General features: G+C 64.6%; 24 protein-coding genes. 22 read left to right on the top strand and 2 right to left on the bottom strand.

Features of this window, described 5'->3' with window-relative positions; genetic code table 11:
- Positions 1-948 (bottom strand): FliM/FliN family flagellar motor switch protein, encoded by a 948-nt coding sequence (locus AC56QP_RS24960; protein WP_489863047.1) that lies wholly within the window; start codon positions 946-948, stop codon positions 1-3.
- Between the two features lie 32 nt (positions 949-980).
- Positions 981-1856: a flagellar motor stator protein MotA gene (motA, locus tag AC56QP_RS24955; protein ID WP_489863048.1), complete on the bottom strand. Its 876-nt coding sequence runs from the start codon at positions 1854-1856 to the stop codon at positions 981-983.
- A gap of 148 nt (positions 1857-2004) precedes the next feature.
- On the opposite strand from motA, the gene AC56QP_RS24950 reads away from it, so the two are divergent.
- From AC56QP_RS24950 to AC56QP_RS24845, 22 genes are all read left to right on the top strand, one after another.
- Entirely contained in the window at positions 2005-3126 is a 1122-nt protein-coding gene (locus tag AC56QP_RS24950) for a DUF1217 domain-containing protein (protein WP_489863049.1), read from the top strand.
- 7 nt (positions 3127-3133) lie between these two features.
- Entirely contained in the window at positions 3134-3856 is a 723-nt protein-coding gene (gene flgF, locus AC56QP_RS24945) for a flagellar basal-body rod protein FlgF (protein WP_489863050.1), read from the top strand.
- A gap of 3 nt (positions 3857-3859) precedes the next feature.
- Positions 3860-5263 (top strand): flagellar protein export ATPase FliI, encoded by a 1404-nt coding sequence (fliI, locus tag AC56QP_RS24940; RefSeq protein ID WP_489863051.1) that lies wholly within the window; start codon positions 3860-3862, stop codon positions 5261-5263.
- The gene (locus AC56QP_RS24935) at positions 5244-6143 is read left to right on the top strand and encodes a hypothetical protein (RefSeq protein WP_489863052.1); all 900 of its coding nucleotides are present in this window, start codon (positions 5244-5246) and stop codon (positions 6141-6143) included. The genes fliI and AC56QP_RS24935 overlap by 20 nt, the downstream gene beginning before the upstream one ends.
- Before the next feature lie 85 nt (positions 6144-6228).
- On the top strand, positions 6229-6609 hold the full coding sequence (flgB, locus tag AC56QP_RS24930; protein WP_256751541.1) for a flagellar basal body rod protein FlgB: 381 nt from the start codon (positions 6229-6231) through the stop codon (positions 6607-6609).
- A gap of 2 nt (positions 6610-6611) precedes the next feature.
- The gene (gene flgC, locus AC56QP_RS24925) at positions 6612-7028 is read left to right on the top strand and encodes a flagellar basal body rod protein FlgC (protein ID WP_489863053.1); all 417 of its coding nucleotides are present in this window, start codon (positions 6612-6614) and stop codon (positions 7026-7028) included.
- Positions 7025-7348 (top strand): flagellar hook-basal body complex protein FliE, encoded by a 324-nt coding sequence (fliE, locus tag AC56QP_RS24920; RefSeq protein ID WP_489863054.1) that lies wholly within the window; start codon positions 7025-7027, stop codon positions 7346-7348. The genes flgC and fliE overlap by 4 nt, the downstream gene beginning before the upstream one ends.
- Before the next feature lie 11 nt (positions 7349-7359).
- Positions 7360-8148 (top strand): flagellar basal-body rod protein FlgG, encoded by a 789-nt coding sequence (gene flgG, locus AC56QP_RS24915; RefSeq protein ID WP_489863055.1) that lies wholly within the window; start codon positions 7360-7362, stop codon positions 8146-8148.
- 6 nt (positions 8149-8154) lie between these two features.
- The gene (flgA, locus tag AC56QP_RS24910; RefSeq protein WP_489863056.1) at positions 8155-8679 is read left to right on the top strand and encodes a flagellar basal body P-ring formation chaperone FlgA; all 525 of its coding nucleotides are present in this window, start codon (positions 8155-8157) and stop codon (positions 8677-8679) included.
- Positions 8676-9917, top strand: coding sequence for a flagellar basal body P-ring protein FlgI (locus AC56QP_RS24905; protein WP_489863057.1), 1242 nt, complete (start codon positions 8676-8678; stop codon positions 9915-9917). Before flgA ends, AC56QP_RS24905 begins: the two co-directional genes overlap by 4 nt.
- Before the next feature lie 9 nt (positions 9918-9926).
- Positions 9927-10508 (top strand): MotE family protein, encoded by a 582-nt coding sequence (locus AC56QP_RS24900; RefSeq protein ID WP_489863058.1) that lies wholly within the window; start codon positions 9927-9929, stop codon positions 10506-10508.
- The gene (flgH, locus tag AC56QP_RS24895; RefSeq protein WP_489863059.1) at positions 10505-11212 is read left to right on the top strand and encodes a flagellar basal body L-ring protein FlgH; all 708 of its coding nucleotides are present in this window, start codon (positions 10505-10507) and stop codon (positions 11210-11212) included. The genes AC56QP_RS24900 and flgH overlap by 4 nt, the downstream gene beginning before the upstream one ends.
- Before the next feature lie 19 nt (positions 11213-11231).
- A complete protein-coding gene (locus AC56QP_RS24890) occupies positions 11232-11726 on the top strand; it encodes a flagellar basal body-associated FliL family protein (RefSeq protein WP_489863060.1) in 495 nt (164 codons plus the stop codon).
- Complete coding sequence (gene fliP / locus AC56QP_RS24885; RefSeq protein WP_256751533.1) at positions 11723-12454, top strand: flagellar type III secretion system pore protein FliP; 732 nt, start codon at positions 11723-11725, stop codon at positions 12452-12454. Before AC56QP_RS24890 ends, fliP begins: the two co-directional genes overlap by 4 nt.
- A gap of 202 nt (positions 12455-12656) precedes the next feature.
- Positions 12657-13640, top strand: a complete 984-nt coding sequence (locus AC56QP_RS24880) for a flagellin N-terminal helical domain-containing protein (RefSeq protein ID WP_489863061.1) — start codon at positions 12657-12659, stop codon at positions 13638-13640.
- A 286-nt stretch (positions 13641-13926) separates the two neighbouring features.
- Positions 13927-14994 carry a flagellin N-terminal helical domain-containing protein gene (locus tag AC56QP_RS24875; protein ID WP_489863062.1) on the top strand — a complete coding sequence of 356 codons (1068 nt, stop codon included), beginning with the start codon at positions 13927-13929 and terminating at the stop codon, positions 14992-14994.
- A gap of 131 nt (positions 14995-15125) precedes the next feature.
- The gene (gene fliF / locus AC56QP_RS24870) at positions 15126-16772 is read left to right on the top strand and encodes a flagellar basal-body MS-ring/collar protein FliF (protein WP_489863063.1); all 1647 of its coding nucleotides are present in this window, start codon (positions 15126-15128) and stop codon (positions 16770-16772) included.
- 3 nt (positions 16773-16775) lie between these two features.
- Complete coding sequence (locus tag AC56QP_RS24865) at positions 16776-17402, top strand: hypothetical protein (RefSeq protein ID WP_489863064.1); 627 nt, start codon at positions 16776-16778, stop codon at positions 17400-17402.
- Positions 17399-18778 carry a MotB family protein gene (locus tag AC56QP_RS24860; protein WP_489863065.1) on the top strand — a complete coding sequence of 460 codons (1380 nt, stop codon included), beginning with the start codon at positions 17399-17401 and terminating at the stop codon, positions 18776-18778. Before AC56QP_RS24865 ends, AC56QP_RS24860 begins: the two co-directional genes overlap by 4 nt.
- Positions 18775-20157 (top strand): MotC family chemotaxis protein, encoded by a 1383-nt coding sequence (locus tag AC56QP_RS24855; RefSeq protein WP_489863066.1) that lies wholly within the window; start codon positions 18775-18777, stop codon positions 20155-20157. Before AC56QP_RS24860 ends, AC56QP_RS24855 begins: the two co-directional genes overlap by 4 nt.
- Positions 20154-21545, top strand: coding sequence for a flagellar hook-length control protein FliK (gene fliK, locus AC56QP_RS24850; protein WP_489863067.1), 1392 nt, complete (start codon positions 20154-20156; stop codon positions 21543-21545). Before AC56QP_RS24855 ends, fliK begins: the two co-directional genes overlap by 4 nt.
- Complete coding sequence (locus tag AC56QP_RS24845) at positions 21475-22062, top strand: transglycosylase SLT domain-containing protein (protein ID WP_489863068.1); 588 nt, start codon at positions 21475-21477, stop codon at positions 22060-22062. The genes fliK and AC56QP_RS24845 overlap by 71 nt, the downstream gene beginning before the upstream one ends.
- The last annotated feature ends 76 nt before the right edge of the window (positions 22063-22138 follow it).

Below are 22138 nucleotides of genomic sequence, written 5' to 3'. Positions count from 1 at the left end.
TCAGGCACGCCCGGCGGCAGCCGGCATCAGCCCATCGATGAAGTCCTGCCCGGCATCATAGGGATGCCGGATTCGAACGGTGTAATTCTGCCCCAGTTTGCCGAACTCGCACACGAACAACGTCTGGCCGCGGGCGCCGAGGCGCGCCCGCGACTGCGCGGTTTCCTCGAATTCGATAACCTGGCCAATTTCGAAATCGGCGAGGTCGCCGAGCGTCAGCCGGGCCAGAGGCATGGTCGCCTCGAGCGCGACGGTGGAGCGCATCACCTCTTCCGAAAAGCGCGCGCGCCAGATGGCGCCAAGATCGCCCTCGCTCGCCCCGGCGCCGCCGCCGCGGCTGGCTAGCACGATACGCTGCGGCATCGTCACCGTGACGGTGCCGGTTTCGGCCGGTGTCGAAATGCCAAGGACGATGCGCACTGCCGCGCCGTCGCGCAACACGTGCCGTTTCGCCTCGCTGCCCGACATCGCCCGCGGCACGGGCAGGCGCAGGTCAAGCGAGCGCCGTCCCGATCCGTTGAGCGCCTGCGCGACCTGCTGAAACACCATGGTCGAGACATCGACCTCGATCTGCGACAGATCGCGCTCGATCGGCGACACCGGCAGGTCCGGATCGCCGCCGAACAGCGTGCAGACCATGATCGCGATCGCCGGAGCATCGATCACCAGGGTCATGGCGTCGGAGGAGGTGGACGATGCGACGATTGTCATGGCAAACGTGTCGCCGGCACGCGAGCGCGCCTCCGAGACGCGGCTGACCTCGACGGCCCTGAGATCGACGGTGACCGGGACGCCAAGCTCACTGGTCAGGCTCTTCTGCAGCAGCGGCGCGGCGCGCTCGGCCATGGCCCGGCCGGTACCGATGACCTGGGCGGCCTCGCCACTGTCGCCGATCAGACGCTCGATGATCAGCGAGCGGGCTTCCGCTGGGCTTCCGGGGCTGGTCATGGCAGGGCTTGGACCAAGCTGTCGCGCATCGTTCAGGCGGCCTTCTTTTCGGCGGAGCCGGTGTTCATCGTGCTCTGCTCGACGGCGTCGATCGTCGGCCGCTCATAGGACGATATGGTTTTGCGGCCGAACTCGATCGCCACCTGCGGCAGCGCGCCGTTCATGTAGGCCAGCAGCGTCTGCTTGACGATGATGTAGAGGCGGTTCTTCTTCTCGCGCACCGTCTTGATCTTGGTGGCGATGGGCCCGACCACCGCGTAGGACAGGAAGATGCCGAGGAAGGTGCCGACCAGGGCCGCGCCGATCAGGCCACCGAGGATTTCCGGCGACTGGTCGAGCGCCCCCATCGCCTTGACCACGCCAAGCACGGCGGCGACGATGCCGAGCGCCGGCAAGCCGTCGCCGACCGCCACCAATGCGTGATAGGCCTTCATCTTGTCGGACTTGATGGTCTGGATCTCCTCGTCCATCAGCGCCTCTATCTCATGCGAGCGGGCATTGCCGATGATGATGATGCGGCAATAGTCGCAGATGAAGGCCATCAAGTCGTGGTTCTTGAGCACGGTCGGAAAGGCCTGGAAGATCGCCGACTCCTCGGGGTTGTCGATATGCGCCTCGACCTCGCTGCGCGACTTCGAGCGCAGCTCGCGCATCAGGCTGTGCAGCACGCCGAGCGTTTCCAGATAGTCCTGTTCCTTCGGCACCGCTTGCTTGAACGCCTCTATGATGCCCTTGCCGGTATCCTTGACCGTCTTCATCGGATTGGCGACCAGGAAGGTGCCCAACGCCGCGCCGCAGATGACCACGGCTTCCCACGGCTGGACCAGCACGTGCAGATGGCCACCCATGGCCATGAAGCCGCCAAGGACGCAGCCGAGCGTAACCACCAGTCCAATCAGAATGCCCACGGCAGGTCCTTCGCATTTCACATCAGGAGCAACGGATAGTCCCCGTGCCTTGTGTGAGGCTTGAATCGAGGCGTGTCGAAGACGATTCAGTTTCGCGCAAGGAAGTGGGGCTATTGTGCTGGCATAAGCTACGGCCGGAGGCGCGTTCTTGCTCAATACCTTTACCAGCTACCAGCTCATCACCAAGGACATCGGCAAGTCGCTCGACAGGATCGAGCAGCAGCCCGTGGTCGACCGCGATACCAAATATTATCTGGACAACATCACCAAGGTGAAATCGATCGACGATTTCGTCAACAACGACCGGTTGTTCAAATATGCGATGAAGGCCTATGGGCTCGAGGACATGGACTACGCCAAGGCCTTCATGGTCAAGGCGCTCAAGGAAGGCGTTTCCGATCCCGACAGTTTCGCCAACAAGCTCACCGACAAGCGCTATGCCGAGTTTGTCAGCGCCTTCAACTTCGCCGCCAATGGCGCCGATGCGACCATCTACAACAAGGCGCAGCAGCTGGTGACGAAGAACTACGCCGCACAGGCGGAAATCGCCGGCGTCGATCCGAATTCGGACTATGTGAAGGGCGAGACGACATACTATCTCGCCAACATCACCAAGGTGAAGTCCATCGATGATCTGATGGGCAACAACCGGCTTTACACCTATGCGCTGGCCGCGTTCGGCCTCGATTCGGCGACGGAGGACAAGGACCTCATCAAGCAGGTCCTGCAAGGTGGCGTGAGCGATCCCGACAGCGTCGCCAACAAGCAGACGAATCCGGCTTACGCGGCATTGGCCTCCGCCTTCAATTTCAAGGCCTATGGCGAGAACGCCACCACCTACAATCCCGCGCAGCAGCCGACTGTCGACAAATACATGCGCCAGACCCTCGAAGAGGATGCCGGCAATACAAACCAGGGCGTGCGGCTGGCGCTCTATTTCGATCGCAAGGCGCCAACCATCACCAGCTGGTACGACGTGCTTGCCGACACCGCCCTTGCAAGCGTCGTGCGCACCGCGCTCGGCCTCCCCGATTCCTTCGCTACCGCCAACATCGACAAGCAGGCGCAGCTGTTCGAGCAGAAACTCGACATCTCGGACTTCTCCGACCCGGAGAAACTCGGCAAGTTCCTGACCCGCTTCACCAGCATGTGGGAGATCAACAACCCGACCTCATCGGCCGTCACCTCGGTCAGCGTGCTGTTTGCCCAGCCGCTCACGGTGGGCATCTCCACCGACCTTATGATGGCCATGCAGAAGCTGAGGTTCTGAAACCATCATGCGGGACAGCCTGTACGTCGCCCTTTCCTCGCAGATCGCGCTCGAGCGCCGCCTCGACACGATCGCCGACAACGTCGCCAACGCCTCGACGATCGGCTTTCGCGCCACCGGTGTGAAATTCGAGGACGTCGTCTCCGGCAGCGGACCGAAATCGGTATCCTTCGCGTCCCCAGGCAAGACCTATCTTTCCGGCGCCCATGGTGCCTTGACCGAGACCGGAAATCCGTTCGATTTCGCCGTCCAGGGCGACGCCTGGTTCGCCATCGACACTCCGGTCGGCACCGTCATGACCCGCGACGGACGCTTTTCGATGAACGAGAATGGCGAACTGATGTCGATCGAGGGCCACCCGGTGCTCGATGCCGGCGGCGCGCCGATCCAGCTCGACCCACGCAACGGTCCGCCCAAGGCCGGCGCCGACGGTTCGCTTCGCCAGAACGATCAGCTTGTCGGCTCCATTGGCCTCTACAATTTCGATCCGGGCGAGAACTTCGTCCGCTACGGCAATTCCGGCGTCGTTCCGGCACGCACGCCAGAGCCGGTCACCGATCGTTCCGATGTCGGGATCGCCCAGGGATTTCTCGAAGAGTCCAATGTCAATCCGGTCCTGGAGATCACCCGGCTGATCATGGTTCAGCGCGCCTTCGAGAACACCGCCGCCCTGATGCGGCAGACGGACTCTTCCACCGACGAGGCGATCAAGACACTCGGCTCGAAGTAACCCATGTCGCTCGACCTGCCATCCATACGCGCACCCGAACGACAGCTCCAGCCGGCGCCGGAAGACCGGCTTGCCGCACTGGAAAGAGTGTGGCGGCGCTTCGTCGACACCGAGGCGCTGCTCAAGCGCGGCGGCCGCGTCGCCGAAGTCACGCCCACGCACTACAAGGTTCGTGGCCTTTCCGACTTCGCCAGGCTGGGCGACATCGTCGAGCAGCGCGGCCAGGCCGGTACGCGCCGCGGCGAGATCGTCAAGATCAGCCGCGACGAAATCGTTGTCGCGCCTTTCGAACGCAGCGCCGATGCCGGTATCGGTGATGCCGTGTTCCGCCGTGGTCCGCTCGCTGTGGCGCCGCATGCCTCGTGGCGCGGCCGTACCATCGACGCGCTCACCAGGGCGATCGACGGCGGCCCGCCGCTGATCAGGGGAGACGACGCGTCAAGCGCCGCCCTGACGACGCCCGGCGCCATGGCGCGGCAGCGCGTCGGCACCGCCTTCATGACCGGCGTCAAGGTCATCGACATCTTCACCCCGCTTTGTTTCGGCCAGCGCCTCGGCGTCTTTGCCGGCTCCGGCGTCGGCAAGTCGACGCTGCTCGCCATGCTCGCCGGTGCCGACGCGTTCGACACCGTCGTCGTCGCGCTGATCGGCGAACGCGGCCGCGAAGTCCGTGAATTCCTGGAGGACACGATCGGCGACAGCATGGCCAAGACCGTCGCCATCGTCGCCACCAGCGACGAGAGCGCCATGATGCGCCGGCGTGCGCCGGACACCGCCATGCGCGTCGCCGAGCATTTTCGCGACCAGGGACAACGTGTGCTCCTGGTGCTGGACTCGATCACCCGCTTCGCCCACGCCTTGCGCGAGGTGGCGACGGGAACCGGTGAGCCTCCGGTCGCCCGTGGCTATCCCGCCTCGGTGTTCACCGAACTGCCCAAGCTGCTTGAGCGCGCCGGGCCCGGCGCCGAAGGCAAGGGATCGATCACCGCCATCATTTCCGTGCTGGTCGACGGCGACGACCACAACGACCCGGTCGCCGACTCCGTGCGCGGCATCCTCGACGGCCATGTCGTGCTCGACCGCGCCATCGCCGAGCAGGGCCGCTATCCGCCGGTCAATCCGCTGTCGTCCATATCACGACTGGCCGGCAAGGCCTGGAGCGTCGAACAGCGCGCGCTGGTGACAAGGCTGAAGTCGATGATCTCCCGCTTCGAGGACACGCGCGACATCCGCTTGCTGGGCGCCTACCAGGGCGGCGCCGATGCCGAGCTCGATATCGCGGTGCGTCAGGTGCCGCTGATTTACGAGGCGCTCACGCAATCGCCGAAGGACCGCCCATCCGCCGATCCGTTCTCCGATCTCGCCCGTCACCTCAAGAGCAAGATGAATGCCGATGCAGGAGACTGAACGCCAGTACACCGAGCGCATCCTGCGCGAAATGATCGACGAGGCCAAGGCTGCGGAGAAAGCCAGGGCTGACGAAACGCGAGTTGCCAAGGCAAAGGCTGCCCGCGCCATAGCTGCCAAAGCCGAGGCTATTCTTGCCAGAGCTGTCAAGCCGGTCCTGCCCAGGGCCGCCAGGGCTGAGCCGGTCCTGGCCAGGGCCGCCAAGGCTGAGCCTGTCCTGGCCAGGGCTGCCAAGGCCGAGCCTGTCCTGGTCAGAGCACCCGAACTCGCGCTGCCCGAGGTTCGCCAGGCGGAGGCTGCCGAGCTTGCGCAGGCCAGCCGCGACTCGCTGATCGACGGCCTGTTCCCGCTCACCGAATGGCCGCAGCCACCAAAGGCGCCGTTTCCCAGGCTGAAGAAAGAGTCCAGCCGGCGCAGTGACTTCGTCGTCGCCGCGCTCGGCATCACGCTCGGGCTGATCTGCGCCCTGTTTCCCTGGTATATCTTCTTCAACCAGGAACAGTTTGGCGTCCAGGCGATCAAGTTCGGCGGCACCGGCACCAATTCAGGGCGAGCCGGCGGCGGCGTGGTCGCCGAACGCAGCGCGCCGTTAACGGCAAAGGACGTTCCGGCCGCCAATCTGGATCTGCTCGCCACCGGAACGGTGCAGGACGACCCCAATCCCGCACCCGCCGAGCAGCCCTTTCCGACAGACGCCACGAAATTCCGCATGGTTCATGTCGCCAATGGCCGCGCCATGATCGAGGACGATGCCGGCCTCTGGATCGTCCAGCGCGGATCGATATTGCCGGACTCCAGTCAGGTGTCTTCCATCGAGCAGCGCAACGGCAAATGGGTCATGGTCACCAGCACCGACCAGGTGATCGAGCTTTCCAGGTAGACACCCCGCGTTTGAGGGCCCTGCTATCCGCAAGGTCCGCGCAAGACTGACGGCCTAGTCTGCGGGAACCTGCCCGGAGATTCCCATGGAGCCCGTTTCCCTTTTCGACCTCGCTGCCAAGCAAGCGCAATGGCTGGCCGTGCGCCAGTCCGCGATCGCCGGCAACATCGCCAACGCCAACACGCCCGGCTACACGGCGAACGACGTCGAGCCGTTCGAAAAGGTGCTCGACCGCACCGCCGTGTCGCTGCAGGCCACCCAGGCCGGCCATCTTGGCAACGCCGCGACCAATGCCGGCTTCACCATCAAGCCGCAGGAAGACGACGGCGTCGTCATGCCGTCGAAGAACTCGGTCGTGCTGGAAGACCAGCTGATGAAGGCCGGCGAGGTGCGTCGCTCCTTCGAGCTCAACACGGCGATCGTCAAGGCGTTTCATTCGATGATGATGATGGCGGTGAAGAGCTGACCATGGACGCACTGACCGCAGCCCTCAAAGTCGCGGCATCCGGCCTTGGCGCCCAGTCGGAGCGCCTGCGCGTGGTGTCGGAAAACCTGGCCAACGCCCAGTCGACCGGCACGACACCGGGTTCCGATCCCTATCGCCGCAAGACCATCAGCTTCGTCTCCGAGCTCGATCGGACCTCTGGCAGCTCGACGGTTGTAGTGAACTCGATCGACCGTGACCCCAGTGACTTTCCGGTCGAATTCCAGCCTGGCAACGAGGCCGCCGACGACAAGGGCTACGTCAAGATGCCCAACGTCAACGTGCTCATCGAAATGGCCGACATGACCGAGGCCAACCGCTCCTATGAGGCCAACCTTCAGGTCGTCAAGCAGGCGCGCGATCTCATTTCAATGACCATCGACCTGATGAGGAACCAATGATCGTGAGTGGCATCGGCGCGCTTAACCTGAAACCTGGGTTGAGCGACACGGCGACGGACCTGCTTCAGGGTGGCGTTGCGCCGGCGACCGGCGGCAACCTCGGCACCTCCTTCGCCGAAGCGTTGAGCCAGGCGGCCTCCAAGACCGTCAACACGCTGCAGAATGCCGAGCAGGTGTCGATGCAGGCGCTCAAGGGCGACGCCGATACCCGTCAGGTGGTCGACGCCGTGATGAGCGCGCAGCAGGCGCTTCAGACCGCCGTCGCCATCCGCGACAAGGTGGTTTCCGCCTATCTCGAAGTCAGCCGAATGGGCATCTGAGGAGCTCCGCCATGAAAGCACTCTCCATCGCCGCCACCGGCATGAATGCCCAGCAGACAAACCTGGAAGTCATCGCCAACAACATCGCCAACATCAACACCACCGGCTACAAGCGCGCCCGCGCCGAATTCTCCGACCTGCTCTACCAGGTCGATCGCACCCAGGGCGTGCCCAACCGCTCCAACGCCTCGCTGGTGCCGGAGGGCGTCTCGATCGGCCTCGGCGTCAAGACGACGGCCGTGCGCAACGTGCACACCCAGGGTGAACTGACCAGCACCGGCAACAGTTTCGACCTGGCGCTCACCGGCAGGGGCTGGTTCCAGATCGAGGGCGCCGATGGCGGCACGCTCTACAGCCGCGCCGGCGCCCTCAACACCAACGCCACGGGCCAGCTGGTGACGGTGGATGGCGCCAGCGTCATTCCGGCGATCACCGTTCCCGTCGATGCCGTCGAGGTCATCGTCAACAAGACGGGGCAGGTCTTCGCCCGCATCGACGGCCAGACCGACCTGCAGAATCTCGGCCAGATTCAGATCGCCAATTTCGCCAACGAAGCAGGCCTCGCGCCGCTTGGCGACAACCTGTTCAAGGAGACCACCGCGTCCGGCCCGGCCAATGTCGGCGTGCCGGGCGACCCTGGCTTCGCCACCATCCAGCAGGGCTATCTCGAGGCTTCCAACGTCGACCCGGTCAAGGAGATCACCGAGCTGATCTCGGCGCAACGGGCCTATGAGATGAACTCCAAGGTCATCCAGGCCGCCGATGACATGGCCTCCGTCGTCTCCAAGAACATCAGGTAATTGATGATGGCCATGCCGATCTCCTGCCCCGCATTCCGCCGCACCGCGCTCGTCCTTGCGCTGGTGACCGGCGCCATGCCGGCTTTCGCCCAGGAGTCGGACAATCAGTCGGCCACTCAGATCGCCAGCAGCCAGCCTGCCGGCGAGATTGTGCTGATCCCCAACCGGGTCATCTATCCCGGCGAGACCATCGAACTCGCCGCCCTGAAGCAGGTGACCCTCATGGCGGGCAAGCACAAGCCCGATGCGATGGCGACCCGGGCCGAGGACCTCAACGGCAAGATCGCCAAGCGCACGCTGCTGCCTGGCCGCTACATCCCCGCCACCGCCATCCGCGAGGCCTGGCTGGTCGAACAGGGTGCGGCCGTGCAGGTCTTCTTCATTGCCGGCGGACTCACCATTTCGGCGACGGCGGTGACACTGCAGCCAGGTGCCGCCGGCGATCTCGTCAAGGTTCGCAACATCGACAGCGGCAAGATCCTGTCCGGCACGGTGATGGCAGACGGCTCCATCAGGGTCAGCGCTTCATGATGCGTCCGCTTGCCTTTCTGCTCGCCGCGGCACTTGGCCTTCAGCCGGCGCTGGCCGACGGCCTGACGCCCAAGGCCAAGCGCGAACTCGCCGCCAGGAATGGCGGCGTCTACGACGACCCGGAATATGATCCGGCCACCACCAACCGCATGTTCCGGGTTTCGTCCGGGCCGAGTTCGCTGCCGCCGGGCCAGGTCGCCTCGCGCATCAAGGACATTGCCCAGTTGCAGAGTTCGCGCGACAACCAGCTCGTCGGCTACGGCCTGGTCATCGGACTTGCCGGATCCGGCGACAGCTTGCGCAATTCGCCGTTCACCGAACAGTCGATCCGCGCCATGCTCGAAAATCTCGGCATTGCCACCGAAGGCGGCAGCGCGCGCGCCAAGAACGTCGCCGCCGTCATCGTCACCGCCAACATGCCGCCCTATGTGCAGTCGGGCGCGCGCATCGACATCGACGTCTCCTCGATGGGCGACGCGACCTCGCTCGCCGGCGGCACGCTGATCATGACGCCGCTGAAGGCGGCGGACGGCGAGATCTACGCCGTGGGCCAGGGCTCGGTTATCGTTTCCGGCTTCACCGCCAAGGGTCAGGCCGAGCAGCTGACGCAAGGCGTGCCGACCGCCGGCCGTGTGCCGAACGGCGCCATCGTAGAGCGCGCGGTCCAGTCCGAATTCGATGATCAGGCAACGCTGACGCTGCAATTGCGCAACCCCGATTTCTCGACCGCCATCCGCATCGCCGATGCCATCAACGACTATACCAGCCAGCGCTTCGGCATGCGCGTGGCGGCCGAACGCGATTCCCGCACCGTGCAGATCAGAAGGCCCAAGGCTGTTTCAGCGGCGCGCTTCTATGCCGAGATCGAGAACCTGGTGGTTGAATCCGATACGCCGGCCCGTGTCGTCATCGACGAGCGCACCGGCACCATCGTCATCGGCAACGACGTCAAGATCTCCCGCGTCGCCATCAGCCACGGCACACTGACGGTGCGCATCACGGAAGCGCCGCGCGTCGTGCAACCCGAACCCTTCTCCAAGGGCGAAACCGCCGTCGAACCGTTCACAGCCATCGACGCCAGCCGGCCCAATGCCCGCGTCGCCGTGCTTGACGGACCCGATCTCGAAACGCTCGTCTCCGGCCTCAACCGTCTCGGCGTCAAGCCGGACGGCATCATTGCCATTCTGCAGGGAATCAAGTCGGCCGGCGCCCTGCAGGCCGACCTGGTTCTCCAATAGGCGATGCCGATGACACGCTCCCCCTCGCCCACCGACAGACGTCGCCCCGCCGGGATCCTGCTCGCGGCCGCCATCCTTGCCGCCATGCCCCTTGCCGTCGGTACCGCGCGTGGTGAGGAAAAGGTTCGCCAGGTCCTGCCCGGAGCACCGGCCGCGGAGGCGCCGCAGCAATTGGCGCGGGAAAAGGCTCCAGACCAAAGCGAGATCGAGCGCTTCTGCTCCAACATAGCCGACGCCGCTCGCGACCGTCGCTACGCCTTGCAGGCCGAGGAACTGAAACAACTCCAGATCGGCATCGACCAACGCATGAAGGCACTGGACGAAAAGAAGGCCGAATACGAGACCTGGCTGAAGCGGCGCGAGGTTTTCCTGGCCCGGGCCGAGGACGGCGTCGTCCAGATCTATGCCGGCATGAAACCCGACGCCGCCGCCGAGCGGCTGGCAATCGTCAACGCCGATCTGGCGGCGGCCATATTGATGAAGCTCGATTCACGCAAGGCCGGCGTCATCCTCAACGAAATGGACCAGAAGGCGGCGGCGACGCTCACCGGCATCATGGCCAGCGCAGCCCGAAGGGTAGATCCGTCATGATCCGCAAGATGCTTGTCCTGTGCGCGGTTGCCGTGCTGTCCGGCTGCGGAACCAACCTCAAGGAGGTCGGCAGGGAACCGGCGTTGTCTCCGGTTGGCTCGGGCATCGACGGCGGCAACACGTCTTCCCTCTATAGATATCCGGAGACACCGCCGGCGGCACCGAAGAAGTTCTCGCTGTGGGATGACCGCCAGAGCCGGCTGTTCACCGATCCGCGAGCGCTGTCCCAGGGCGACATCCTGACCGTCAACATCAAGATCAACGACCGCGCCAACTTCAAGAACCAGAACGACAGGAGCCGCACCGCCAACCGCAAGTTCGGCTTCGACATCAGCGCGCAATGGGACAAGTTGAGCACCGCCGGCAAGGGCGCCGGCACTCTCAATTCCGCCACGGATACCACCGCGGACGGTGAGATCAAGCGTTCGGAAACGCTGGAGCTCAACGTTGCCGCCGTCGTCACCGACGTGCTGCCCAACGGCAATCTGATGATCAGGGGTTCGCAGGAAGTGCGCGTCAACGCCGAACTCAGGGTGCTGACCATCGCCGGCATCGTGCGGCCGGCCGATATCGGCGCCGAGAACACGATCCCCTACGAACGCATCGCCGAAGCGCGCATCTCTTACGGCGGGCGCGGCCGCATAACCGAGATCCAGCAACCTGCCTATGGCCAGCAGGTTCTCGATCAGGTTCTTCCGTTCTAGGATTGGGGAACACGGCACCGTGGCGAATGTCGAACAGGTACAGCCGCGCAAGGGTCCCTCCCTTGCCATCCAGGCCGCCATGCTGCTGTTTGTGACGGCAGCCGCCATCGGCATGGGCTGGCTGTCCGGCGGCTATCTCAAGGGTGTCGGAGGACCGGTGCCCGTGCCGGTCGCGCCCGAGAATGAAGGCAAAGTGATGGAGCCAGCCGCGGCCGAGTCGCCGGGCGCGGGGCCGACGCTCGTCGCGCTGGCGCCGATCACCACCAACATCGCCTCGCCGGCGGACACCTGGATCAGAATGGAAGTATCGGTGGTCTATGACGGGCCGCAGTCGCCGGCAATGTCGGAAGACATCCACCAGGACCTGCTCGCCCTGGTGCGCACCTTGAAGATGCATCAAATGGAGGGCGCCAGCGGCTACCAGCACCTGAAGGCCGATCTCGAGGAGCGCGCCGCGATCCGCAGCCAGGGGCACGCCAAGCAGATTCTCATCAGGACATTGCTGGTCGAATGAAGAAGTTCCTTCTCGCCGCGGCGCTGATCGCCGCCGCCACCTCCGTCGCGGCGGCCCAGCAACTCGACCTCGGCGGCATCGGCAAGGCCGACGGTACCACCGTCGGCTACATCATCCAGATGTTCGGCCTGCTGACCGTGCTGTCGGTGGCGCCGGGCCTGCTGATCATGGTGACGAGCTTCACCCGCTTCGTGATCGCCTTTTCGATCCTGCGCGCCGGCATCGGCCTGCAATCGACGCCGGCAAACCTCATCCTCATTTCACTGTCGCTGTTCATGACCTTCTATGTCATGGCGCCGACTTTCGATCAGGCCTGGAACACCGGCGTCAAGCCGCTGATGGACAACCAGATCAGCCAGACCGAAGCCTTCGAAAAGATCTCCGATCCGTTCCGCACCTTCATGTTGCGCAATGTGCGCGACAAGGATTTCGACCTGTTCGCCGACCTCGCCCGCGAACGCGGCCAGGTCGTTGCAAAAGAGACCGTCGACCTGCGCATTCTGGTGCCGGCCTTCATGATCTCGGAAATCCGCCGCGGCTTCGAGATCGGCTTCCTGATCGTGCTGCCATTCCTGGTCATCGACCTGATCGTCGCCACCATCACCATGGCGATGGGCATGATGATGTTGCCGCCGACCGTGGTGTCGCTGCCGTTCAAGATCCTGTTCTTCGTGCTGATCGACGGCTGGAATCTGCTTGTCGGCAGCCTGGTGCGCTCCTTCAACTGATCCCGCGCCTCGCCGGCTCAAAATTCACGCGATATATTTTCGATTAACCGTCCGGTTTAGCCCTTTGGTAGGGACTTGCCGCCATATTCGCTCGCAGATGGCGGGTGATCGATTTCGACGGTCATTGGCATGATGCCGCTCCGTCATACCGGACAAGCCGGTATGTCAAAAAAACACCTGTAAAAACAAGGTACGAGTAGCCATGTCCAGTATCATGACGAACGCCGCCGCGTTGACGGCCCTGCAGAGCCTTAACGCCACCAACAAATCCCTCCAGGACACCCAGGCCCGCATCTCGACGGGTTATCGCGTCTCCCAGGCTTCGGACAACGCCGCCTACTGGTCGATCGCCACCACGATGCGCTCCGACAACCAGGCAATGTCCACCGTTTCGGACGCACTCGGCCTCGGCGCGTCGAAGGTCGACACCGCCTACACCGGCATGAGCAGCGCGATCGACACCATCAACACGATCAAGGAGAAGCTGACCGCTTCCTACGGCCAGACGGATGCCGACAAGGAAAAGACCCAGGTCGAAATCGCTGCTCTTCAGAAGCAGTTGAAGGCCTATGCCGATGGCGCCACCTTCTCCGGCACGAACATGCTTTCGGTGTCCAACGCCACGGGCACCTCGGCCGACGTCAAGATCGTCTCGGCCTTCAACCGTAGCGCTGCCGGCGCGGCTTCGATCTCGACGATCGACGTCAACGTCGAAAGCATCAAGCTTTATGACGGTGGCGCCGCCCCGACCACGAAGGGCATTCTGGACGCGGCCCGCCTCGGCACCACCGGTGCCATCACCGGCACGGCCCAGGCCCCGACCCTGGGTGCGGCTCCCGCCGCCGGCGACACCTATTCGGTCGCCACCCTGTCCATCTCCACCGGCGGCGTGGCCGCCAGCGATGCGCAGATCGCCCAGCAGATGAACGTCGTCGACGCCGCGCTCAAGGACATGACGACCGCCGCCACCAAGCTCGGCGCCGCCAAGAGCAGCATCGACCTGCAGAAGACCTTCACGCAGAGCCTGATGGACTCCATCGACCGCGGTGTCGGCCAGCTCGTCGATGCCGACATGAACAAGGAATCGACCCGCCTCCAGGCCCTGCAGGTTCAGCAGCAGCTCGGCATCCAGGCGCTGTCGATCGCCAACGGTTCCTCGCAGTCGATCCTGTCGCTCTTCCGCTAATCGACTTCGATCAACCACAGTTCGCACCAAGACATCGGGCCGCGCTAAAAGCGCGGCCCGATTTGCGTTTGCTCAAGGCTCACGCAATCCTCGTTCCTTAACTCTCGAAAGCTAGCCTTTAACAAGCCGTTAACCATAACGCGCTAGTCATGGTTAACCAATAGCTTACAACGGTTGGCGAATCGGCCGTATCGGGCACGATGACAACCGATGCACAGGCCGATCCGGCCTGCGAGGGCAACGCTGGTTCTTCGAGAAGGCCAGCCTTAGAAAAGGAGCGAGTTTCTTGGCGAGCATCATGACAAACGCTGCGGCGTTGACCGCACTTCAAAGCCTCAACGCCACCAACAAATCGCTCGAACAGACGCAGGCCCGGATTTCCACGGGCTACCGGGTCTCCGAGGCCTCCGACAACGCCGCCTACTGGTCGATCGCCACCACGATGCGCTCCGACAACCAGGCGCTGTCGACCGTGCAGGACGCGCTCGGCCTCGGCGCGTCGAAGGTCGACACCGCCTACACCGGCATGAACAATGTGCTGACGACGATCGGCCAGATCAAGACCAAGCTGCTTTCGACCGTTGGCCAGACGGATGCCGCCAAGGCAAAGACGCAGACCGAAATCACGGCACTGCAGGCGCAGATGAAGTCCTTCGCCGATGCCGCGACCTTCTCCGGCTCGAACTTCCTGTCGGTGACCTCCACGCAGGTCGCGGCCGCCAATGATGGCGTCCAGCCCGACGCCAAGATCGTCTCTTCGTTCAACCGCTCCTCGTCGGGCGCCATTTCGCTCGGAACGATCGACATCAATGTCGAGAGCACCAAGCTGTTTGATTCCGGCCTTTCCACGGCCGTCAAGAACCAAGGCACTCTCGATCGCCAGACTTCCGTCTATTCGACGGCGGCGGCCCAGAACCTCTATGACACCGCCTATGCGACCGCGCTCGCTGGCGGCGCCACCGACATCGCCGCCAACACCGCTGGCCAGACCGCGGCGGGGGCGGTCACCAAGATCGACAACGTCTCCGCCTACAATCTCGACATCACGGCATCAGGCGTGACCGACGACATCATCACCCAGATGATCGGCAAGATCGACAAGGTCATGAGCCAGCTGACCGACCAGGCCACCATCCTCGGTTCGGCCAAGAGCAGCATCGACCTGCAGAAGACCTTCACGCAGAGCCTGATGGACTCCATCGACCGCGGCGTCGGCCAGCTCGTCGATGCCGACATGAACAAGGAATCGACCCGCCTCCAGGCACTGCAGGTTCAGCAGCAGCTCGGCATCCAGGCGCTGTCGATCGCCAACAGCTCCTCGCAGTCGATCCTGTCGCTGTTCAAGAACGGCTAACCCGGCCGCAGCCGAGGCACGCTTTCGCTTCCGATTGACGGGCCGCGCCGCAAGCGCGGCCCGATTTCATTTTCGCACAAGCTTCGAGGGCTAGTGTTCCGGCGGACAGTCATGCTGGGAGTCGCTGAATCGTGCCGGAACAGATCCAGAGCATCATCTCGAATCTCCGCGGGTTTGGCGTGAAGCGCCTCGCCATGCTGGCGGGCATCGCCATTCTGGTGATGAGCGTCATCGGCGTCGCCTCGGTCTATCTCAACCGCCCGGCCTACGACACGCTCTATGTCGGGCTCGATCGTGCCGACGTGAACCAGATCGGCCTGGTGTTGGGCGAGGCTGGCATCGGCTTCGATGTCGGCGCCGACGGAACCTCCGTTCTGGTGCCGGCCGGCACCACCGCGCAGGCGCGCATGCTGCTTGCCGAAAAGGGCCTGCCGACCAGCGCCAACGCCGGCTACGAACTGTTCGACAATGTCGGCTCGCTCGGCCTTACCTCCTTCATGCAGCAGATCACCCGCGTGCGTGCGCTGGAAGGCGAGATCGCCCGCACCATCCAGTCCATCGCAGGCATCAAGGCGGCACGCGTCCATATCGTCATGTCCGAGCGCGCCAATTTCCGCCGCGACGAGCAGCAGCCTTCCGCATCGGTGGTCATCCGCTACTCCGGCATCGACGCCGAGAAGAGCGCCATGTCGATCCGCCATCTCGTCGCCGCCGCCGTCCCCGGCCTGTCGGCCGACAAGGTCACGGTGCTCGATTCCAATGGCAACCTGCTGGCCGCCGGTGACGATCCTTCCAACACCAGCGCCGCCCGCACGCTCGGCGTCGAGCAGACGGTCGAGGCGCAGATCGGCGACAACATCCGCCGGGCGCTGACAGCCTATCTCGGTCCCGACAACTTCCGCGCCAGCGTCAAGGCCGAGGTCAATACCGACACCCGCCAGACCGAAGAAACCATTTTCGATCCGAATTCCCGCGTCGAACGCTCGGTGCAGTCGGTGCGCGCCAACGAAAACAACAACCAGAAGCAGGCCTCCACCCCGGCCAGCGTCGAGCAGAACCTGCCCGAGACCCAGGCGACCGCCACCGAGGGTCCGCAATCCTCCTCGCAGAACGACCGCAAGGAAGAGATCACCAACTACGAGATCAATTCGAAGAAGATCGCTACCGTGTCCAACGGCTACACCGTCACCAAGATGTCGATTGCGGTCGTCGTCAACCAGCAGCGGCTGATGGCCATTCTCGGCAAGGACGCCACGCCCGAGCAGATTGCCAAACGCGTCGCCGACATCCAGAAGATGGTGACCTCGGCCACCGGCTTCGACGACAAGCGCGGCGACGTCATCGACGTCTCGGCGGTCGAATTCATCGACGGGCTGGATGGCGAGGCGATCCCGCAGGCTGGAATGCTCGATTCCATCGGCCAGCACGCCGGCACCCTGATCAACGCCGGCGCCTTCATTGTTGTGGTGTTCATGGTCGCCTTCTTCGGTCTGAGGCCAATGGCGGCCGCGCTGACGGCAAAGTCGACACCGGCTCTGTCAGGCCCCAACTTCGATGAGGTCCAGCGCTCGCTGCCAACGCCGGAAGCCACCGCGAACGCGGAAAGCGCTGCCGTTGGCGCCTTGCCCAGCTCACGCCCAAATCCCGCTCCGCTCGACGATCTTCGCCAGAGGATCAGGCCCGCGCCACAGGATCGGCTTGCCCGAATGGTCGACCTCAACGAGGAACGCACCGCGCAGATCCTGCGCAAATGGGCTGCCCAGGAAGTCGCGGTGTAAACCATGCCTTCCGCCGCCCTGTTCGACCTTCTGCCCGATTTCGGCACCCGCACGCCCCGTGCCGACCAGCCGCGGGCCGCGGTCGATCCCGAAACCAAGCCCGAGGCGCAGGCGCCCCGGGCCGATATCGGCACGCTGATCGCGGAGGCGGTCGCCCAGGCCGAAGCCGCGCTGGAGGCACGCCTGTCGATTGCTCATACAGCGGCGCTCGAAGCCGAACGCCAGGCCAATGCCGAGGAAGCAAGGCTGTTTCTCGAAAGCCTCGGCGACGATGTCGGCAAGGCGGTCTCGTCGCGCATCGACGCCATGGAGGCACGCGTGACCGGGCTTGTCGCCGCCACGGTCGCCCGCATCATCGGCGGCATCGTCAGCGAGGACCTGCAGAAACGCTCGCTCGAGGCACTCGCCGGCGCGATCCGCGAAGCTGTCGGCGATGCCGAGGCTGTGCGCATCGCGGTACGCGGACCGCTGTCGCTGTTCGAGACACTGAAGGCATCGCTTGGCCCCCGCGCCGCCAATCTCGACTTCGTCGAGACACCGGGCTTCGACCTCACGGTCGCAATTGACGAGGCGGTGTTCGAGACGCGCATGGCTGAATGGTCGACGACGCTTTCCGAGGTTCTGGCATGAGCGTCGCCGATGCCGGACACGCCCACCAGGAAATCATCATCGTGCGGCGTGGTCACGACGACCACGACGAAGCCCACCATGGCGGCGTCTGGAAGATCGCCTTCGCCGACTTCATGACGGCCATGATGTGTTTCTTCCTGGTGATGTGGCTGATCAACGCCGCCAACGAGCAGACCAAGGCAGCCGTTGCCAGCTACTTCAACCCGGTCAAGCTGGTCGACCGCAATTCGAGCCGCAAGGGCCTGGAAGATCTCGGCGACGGTCCGCATGCGATGGGCGCGGCGGCCGACAACCCTCAGCAGGCCAAAGCCAAGGCCGGGCAGGATAGCGCCGTTGGCGCGGGCTCGTCGGATCACAAACAGGACAAGCAAGAGCAGCAACAGTCGGAACGTTCCGACGAGCATCTCTTCGCCGACCCCTATGCGGTGCTTTCGGAAATCGCCACCGACACCGGCGTCATGCAGAATGTCAGCCAGAAGGGCGATGGCGGCGCGCAGGCTGCCGGCCCGGCGACGGGCGCCTCCGGTGGCGCCTCCTATCGCGATCCTTTCGAGCCGGATTTCTGGTCGCAGCAGGTCGCCGCGCCCGGCGCCGAGGCAAGTGCCCAGCGCGCCAGGATCGACGGCGACCCGCTCAAGCCCGGCGACAAGGCCGCCGAGACGCAGGTCGCCAAGGTCAAGGCCGTGCCGCCGGCCCCGCCCGTCACAAGCGCACCGCTCGAGCCCCTCGCAAAGGACGGCAAGGACGCCGCCGCCACGACGATGGCCAAGGTTGGCGAAACCAAGGCTGGCGATGCCAAGCCCGGAGACACCAAGCCCGAAGGCACCAAGGCCACGGATGCGGTCAAAGCGGACGCCGCCGCGGCGCAAGAGGCCGCCAAGCCAGACGCCGCGGAAAAAGCGCCGACCGCCGCCGCCCTCAAGGCCGCGGCTGACGTCAAGCAACAGTTGGCCGATGCGTTCAAGCCCGGCGACAAGCTGCATGACGGCGTCTCGGTCGAAGCCACCGACAAGGGCGTCGTCATCTCGATCACCGACCAGCTCGACTTCGGCATGTTCGAAGTGGGCTCGGCGCTGCCGAGACGCGAACTGGTGCTGGCGATGGAGAAGATCGGTCGCATCGTCAACGGCCAGAAAGGCACCATCAGCATCAATGGCCACACCGACGCACGGCCGTTCCGCAGCGACAGCTACGACAATTGGCGATTGTCGACGGCGCGCGCGCATTCAGCCTACTACATGCTCGTGCGCGGCGGCGTCGACGAACGTCGCATCACCGAGGTCGCCGGCTTCGCCGACCGTCAGCCGAAGGATCCCGCCGATCCAATGGCGGCCGTGAACCGCCGCATCGAAATCCTGATGGCGACCGGCGGATGAGGCGGGCGACCGTCATCAGCCGGTCGATTGGCCTGCTGCTGCTGGCCGGCGGATTTCCGTCGGCGGGCTTCGCCCAGGACACGCTGCAGCCGTATCAGCTGGTGCGCTCGTTGCAACTCATCCAGGATCGTATCGCCGCCGGCGATCATGCCGCTTTGCCGATGCAGGCCAAGTTGCTTGAGATGACGGATGCGCGCCTGCGGGCGGCGGATGCCGAGGATTTCAAGGATCCCAAGAATTTTCGCGCCCTGCTTGTCTACGGCATGAGCGGCGGCAACCCGGTGACCGTCGAGGCAGCCGCGTCGCGCGCCACGAGCGACCCGCGGAACCTTGCCATTGCCAAAGGCGTGATAGACTACCTCAACGGCAGGCCCGGTGAAGCTATCGCAGCCTTGAAGCCGATCGATCCCATGGCGCTGCCGCCTGATCTCGGCGCCTTCCTTGCCCTGGTCAAGGGCTCGCTGCTCGCCGGCGACCAGCCGGTGGCGGCGCTCAAGCTGCTCGACGAGGCAAAATTGCTCAGCCCCGGCACGCTTGTCGAGGAAGCAGCACTTCGCCGTTCGGTGGGCATTGCCGCCACGCAAGGTGACGCGGCACACTTCGCGCTTGCCTCCACCCAGTATGTCGAGCGCTACCTCTATTCGCCCTATGCCAGCCAGTTCGCCGACTCCTTCGTCACCGGCGTCATCACGCTGCATATGTCGATCAGCCAGGACAAGCTGGCCGACATCACCTCGATGATGGATCCGGAGCGCGAGAAGGTGATCTACCTGCGCATCGCCCGCCGAGCCGCGATCGACGGCCTGAACGACCTGTCGGCCTTCGCCTCGGCTCGAGCCGAGCAAGGGCGCGACGGCATCACCAACCAGGACGACCCACGCGCCCTGCTCTACGCCAGCCTGTCCACCGTCACCTCCGGCACCATCGAGGACGTGCGTGCCAGGCTGGGCAAGATCGACCGCAGCCGATTGTCGGAAGGCGACCGCGCCCTGCTCGACGCCGCCCAGGCCATCGCCAGCGAAGTCGTCGCGCCGCCCGCCGCCCATCCCGAGGAAAACCCCGCTCCTGCCGCGGCCGGGCAACCTCCGGTTCCCCAGACCGCCGCGGCGCAAGGCGCCGACGCGAGCGGGCTGCCACCGGTCGAAGGCGCGATCTCGGAGCAACCTGCCGCCACCACGGTCTCGAGCGGACCAGCCACCCACGCGCCGGATACGCCGGCTGTCGCGGCCGCGCCTGCCGACGCGGCGACTGTCATGCCGGCGTCGGCGCCATCGCCGGCGGCCGCTCCCGAACCCGCCGATCCGACCGATGCCGCCATGACCAGAACACGTCGACAGCTCGACCTGATCGACCAGATGCTTGGAGCCGCCCCAAAATGACCACCAGCCTCGGTTCGGCCTTGCCAGGATTTGCCGCTGTGCGTGCGACGCCGGAACAACCGGCAGCGAACGGCAAGACGGACGACGCGGGCTTCGGCAAGATGCTGGACGGCGACACAGATCCTGCCCGCCCGGAACGGCGGCCGACGATCGAGGCGGGCTCGCGCGAGCAGCGCTGGGGCAAGCTCGCCGCCGGCCTTGCCGGACATGGCGACAAGGCCGAGCCGGCATCGGCCGATCCAGGAAGGATCGTGTCAGCCAAAGTGTTGGCTACAAAGGCCGCCAAGGATGCGGTGGACACCGGGTCTGGCACGGACAACGCCACCGATACCGAAGCGACGGCGGACGACACCGCAACGACGCCGCTCCAGGACCATCTGCCGCTGCTGATGGCGTTTCACGACCTGCGCCATTTCTCGACATCTGCCAAGGCAGCCGACGCAAGCGAAACCGGACAGGACCCGGTGCTCGCCGGGCAATTGCCAAAGGCTCACCGGTCGAAATCCGCTGCCGGGGGCGACGACCTCGAAACCATGTCGAAATCTGAGCGGGCGTCGATCGTCGACGGGCCTTTGACCAAGCTCGACGTCCAGGATACCCGCGATGCCGGCGCGGCCCCCGGCGCGCCGAAGCGCGACACTGCGATCGCTGCCCGTCCTCTGCCGGACGCGCCAACAGCCGATGTGCCGGGCGTACAGCCGAGACAGACGGCGCCGGCGATGAAGACCATCGCCGACGTCCAGTCCTCGATGCGGTCCGACCCCGGAAAGCAGCCTTCGCCGGCTGGCCGCATCGACGTGGTCTCCGAGCAGAGCTTCCCGACGCCGCCGCAGAACACAATGAGCCAGGCAGCCATCAATGTGATCGGCGCCATAACAGCCGATGGCGGCGCGCAACAGGCGTTCTCGGCGTCCTCCGCGACCTCCCAATTGGCCGGCTCTGTTGCGGTTCCGACACATGTGTTGAAGATCGAACTTCACCCCGCCGAGCTCGGCATGGTTACAGCCAGCCTTCGTCTCTCCGGAGAACAACTCTCGATTGAATTGAAGCCCGAAACACACGACGCCTATCGCCGGCTTTCCACCGACAGCGAGGCGATCGTAAAGTCACTGCGCGGACTCGGTTTTGAGGTTGATAAGGTCACCATTCTGCAACCTTCGGTAGCGGTTCCGGCTGCAACCCGCGCTGATGCCACCGCTTCCCTGACCGCGGCGCCGGGCCGCGACCCGTCATCCTTCCAACCCGGAAATTCAGGCGGCGGCAACAGCGGGGCCGGCGGCCAGCAACCAGGTCAGCAATCAGCGGGGAAACGCAACGATGACGCGCAGGACTACGGCCGCGGCGCTTCGCCTTCTCGCGAGCGCGCTGGCGGCGATATGTTTATCTAGCGTCGCAAGCGCCGTCGCTGCTGCCACCAACCCTTGCGAGCCGGAGATCCTGCGCGCCGCCGATCGCTATGGCGTGCCCGCCGGCATCCTCTATGCCGTCGGCCTGACCGAGACCGGAAAGAAAGGCAGCCTTCAACCCAACGCATTGAATATAGAAGGAAAAGCGGTCTTTCCGAGAAGCCGTGCTGAAGCCCTTGCCACCTTCGCCAATGCCCAGCGCGAGGGCAAGACGCTGATCGATCTGGGCTGCATGCAGATCAACCATCACTACCACGCGTCGCATTTTCGCAGCGTCGAGGACATGCTCGATCCGCGTCAGAACGTCGACTATGCGGCGCGCTTCCTGGCCAGTCTCCATGCCCGTCACGAGACATGGTCGATGGCCGTCGCCCGCTACCATGCCGGTCCAGACAACGATCCGGCGCAGAAGGTCTATGTCTGCCGCGTCATCGCCAACATGGTCGCCACCGGGTTCGGAAAATGGACCGCCAACGCCCGCACCTTCTGCAACCCATAGGCGTATTTCAGCTTCCAGGACACCAATCGCATAGTCCTTGGTTTGCCGCTTCGACTTGGCCAAGACTTGCCACCGC

Source organism: Mesorhizobium sp. RCAM 05104 (genome assembly GCF_059683645.1).
The sequence above is the reverse complement of the archived record's forward strand: the minus strand, read 5'-3'. Positions and strand labels throughout refer to the sequence as shown.

Coding starts and splice junctions, on each gene's coding strand:
- AC56QP_RS24880 (WP_489863061.1), top strand. CDS start 12,657: ATGTCCAGTATCATGACGAACGCCGCCGCGTTGACGGCCCTGCAGAGC.
- AC56QP_RS24855 (WP_489863066.1), top strand. CDS start 18,775: ATGAGGCGGGCGACCGTCATCAGCCGGTCGATTGGCCTGCTGCTGCTG.
- fliI (WP_489863051.1), top strand. CDS start 3,860: ATGTCGCTCGACCTGCCATCCATACGCGCACCCGAACGACAGCTCCAG.
- AC56QP_RS24935 (WP_489863052.1), top strand. CDS start 5,244: ATGCCGATGCAGGAGACTGAACGCCAGTACACCGAGCGCATCCTGCGC.
- flgG (WP_489863055.1), top strand. CDS start 7,360: ATGAAAGCACTCTCCATCGCCGCCACCGGCATGAATGCCCAGCAGACA.
- AC56QP_RS24860 (WP_489863065.1), top strand. CDS start 17,399: ATGAGCGTCGCCGATGCCGGACACGCCCACCAGGAAATCATCATCGTG.
- AC56QP_RS24845 (WP_489863068.1), top strand. CDS start 21,475: ATGACGCGCAGGACTACGGCCGCGGCGCTTCGCCTTCTCGCGAGCGCG.
- AC56QP_RS24865 (WP_489863064.1), top strand. CDS start 16,776: ATGCCTTCCGCCGCCCTGTTCGACCTTCTGCCCGATTTCGGCACCCGC.
- flgA (WP_489863056.1), top strand. CDS start 8,155: ATGGCCATGCCGATCTCCTGCCCCGCATTCCGCCGCACCGCGCTCGTC.
- fliP (WP_256751533.1), top strand. CDS start 11,723: ATGAAGAAGTTCCTTCTCGCCGCGGCGCTGATCGCCGCCGCCACCTCC.
- AC56QP_RS24905 (WP_489863057.1), top strand. CDS start 8,676: ATGATGCGTCCGCTTGCCTTTCTGCTCGCCGCGGCACTTGGCCTTCAG.
- AC56QP_RS24900 (WP_489863058.1), top strand. CDS start 9,927: ATGACACGCTCCCCCTCGCCCACCGACAGACGTCGCCCCGCCGGGATC.
- flgC (WP_489863053.1), top strand. CDS start 6,612: ATGGACGCACTGACCGCAGCCCTCAAAGTCGCGGCATCCGGCCTTGGC.
- AC56QP_RS24960 (WP_489863047.1), bottom strand. CDS start 948: ATGACCAGCCCCGGAAGCCCAGCGGAAGCCCGCTCGCTGATCATCGAG.
- flgH (WP_489863059.1), top strand. CDS start 10,505: ATGATCCGCAAGATGCTTGTCCTGTGCGCGGTTGCCGTGCTGTCCGGC.
- flgF (WP_489863050.1), top strand. CDS start 3,134: ATGCGGGACAGCCTGTACGTCGCCCTTTCCTCGCAGATCGCGCTCGAG.
- flgB (WP_256751541.1), top strand. CDS start 6,229: ATGGAGCCCGTTTCCCTTTTCGACCTCGCTGCCAAGCAAGCGCAATGG.
- fliK (WP_489863067.1), top strand. CDS start 20,154: ATGACCACCAGCCTCGGTTCGGCCTTGCCAGGATTTGCCGCTGTGCGT.
- fliE (WP_489863054.1), top strand. CDS start 7,025: ATGATCGTGAGTGGCATCGGCGCGCTTAACCTGAAACCTGGGTTGAGC.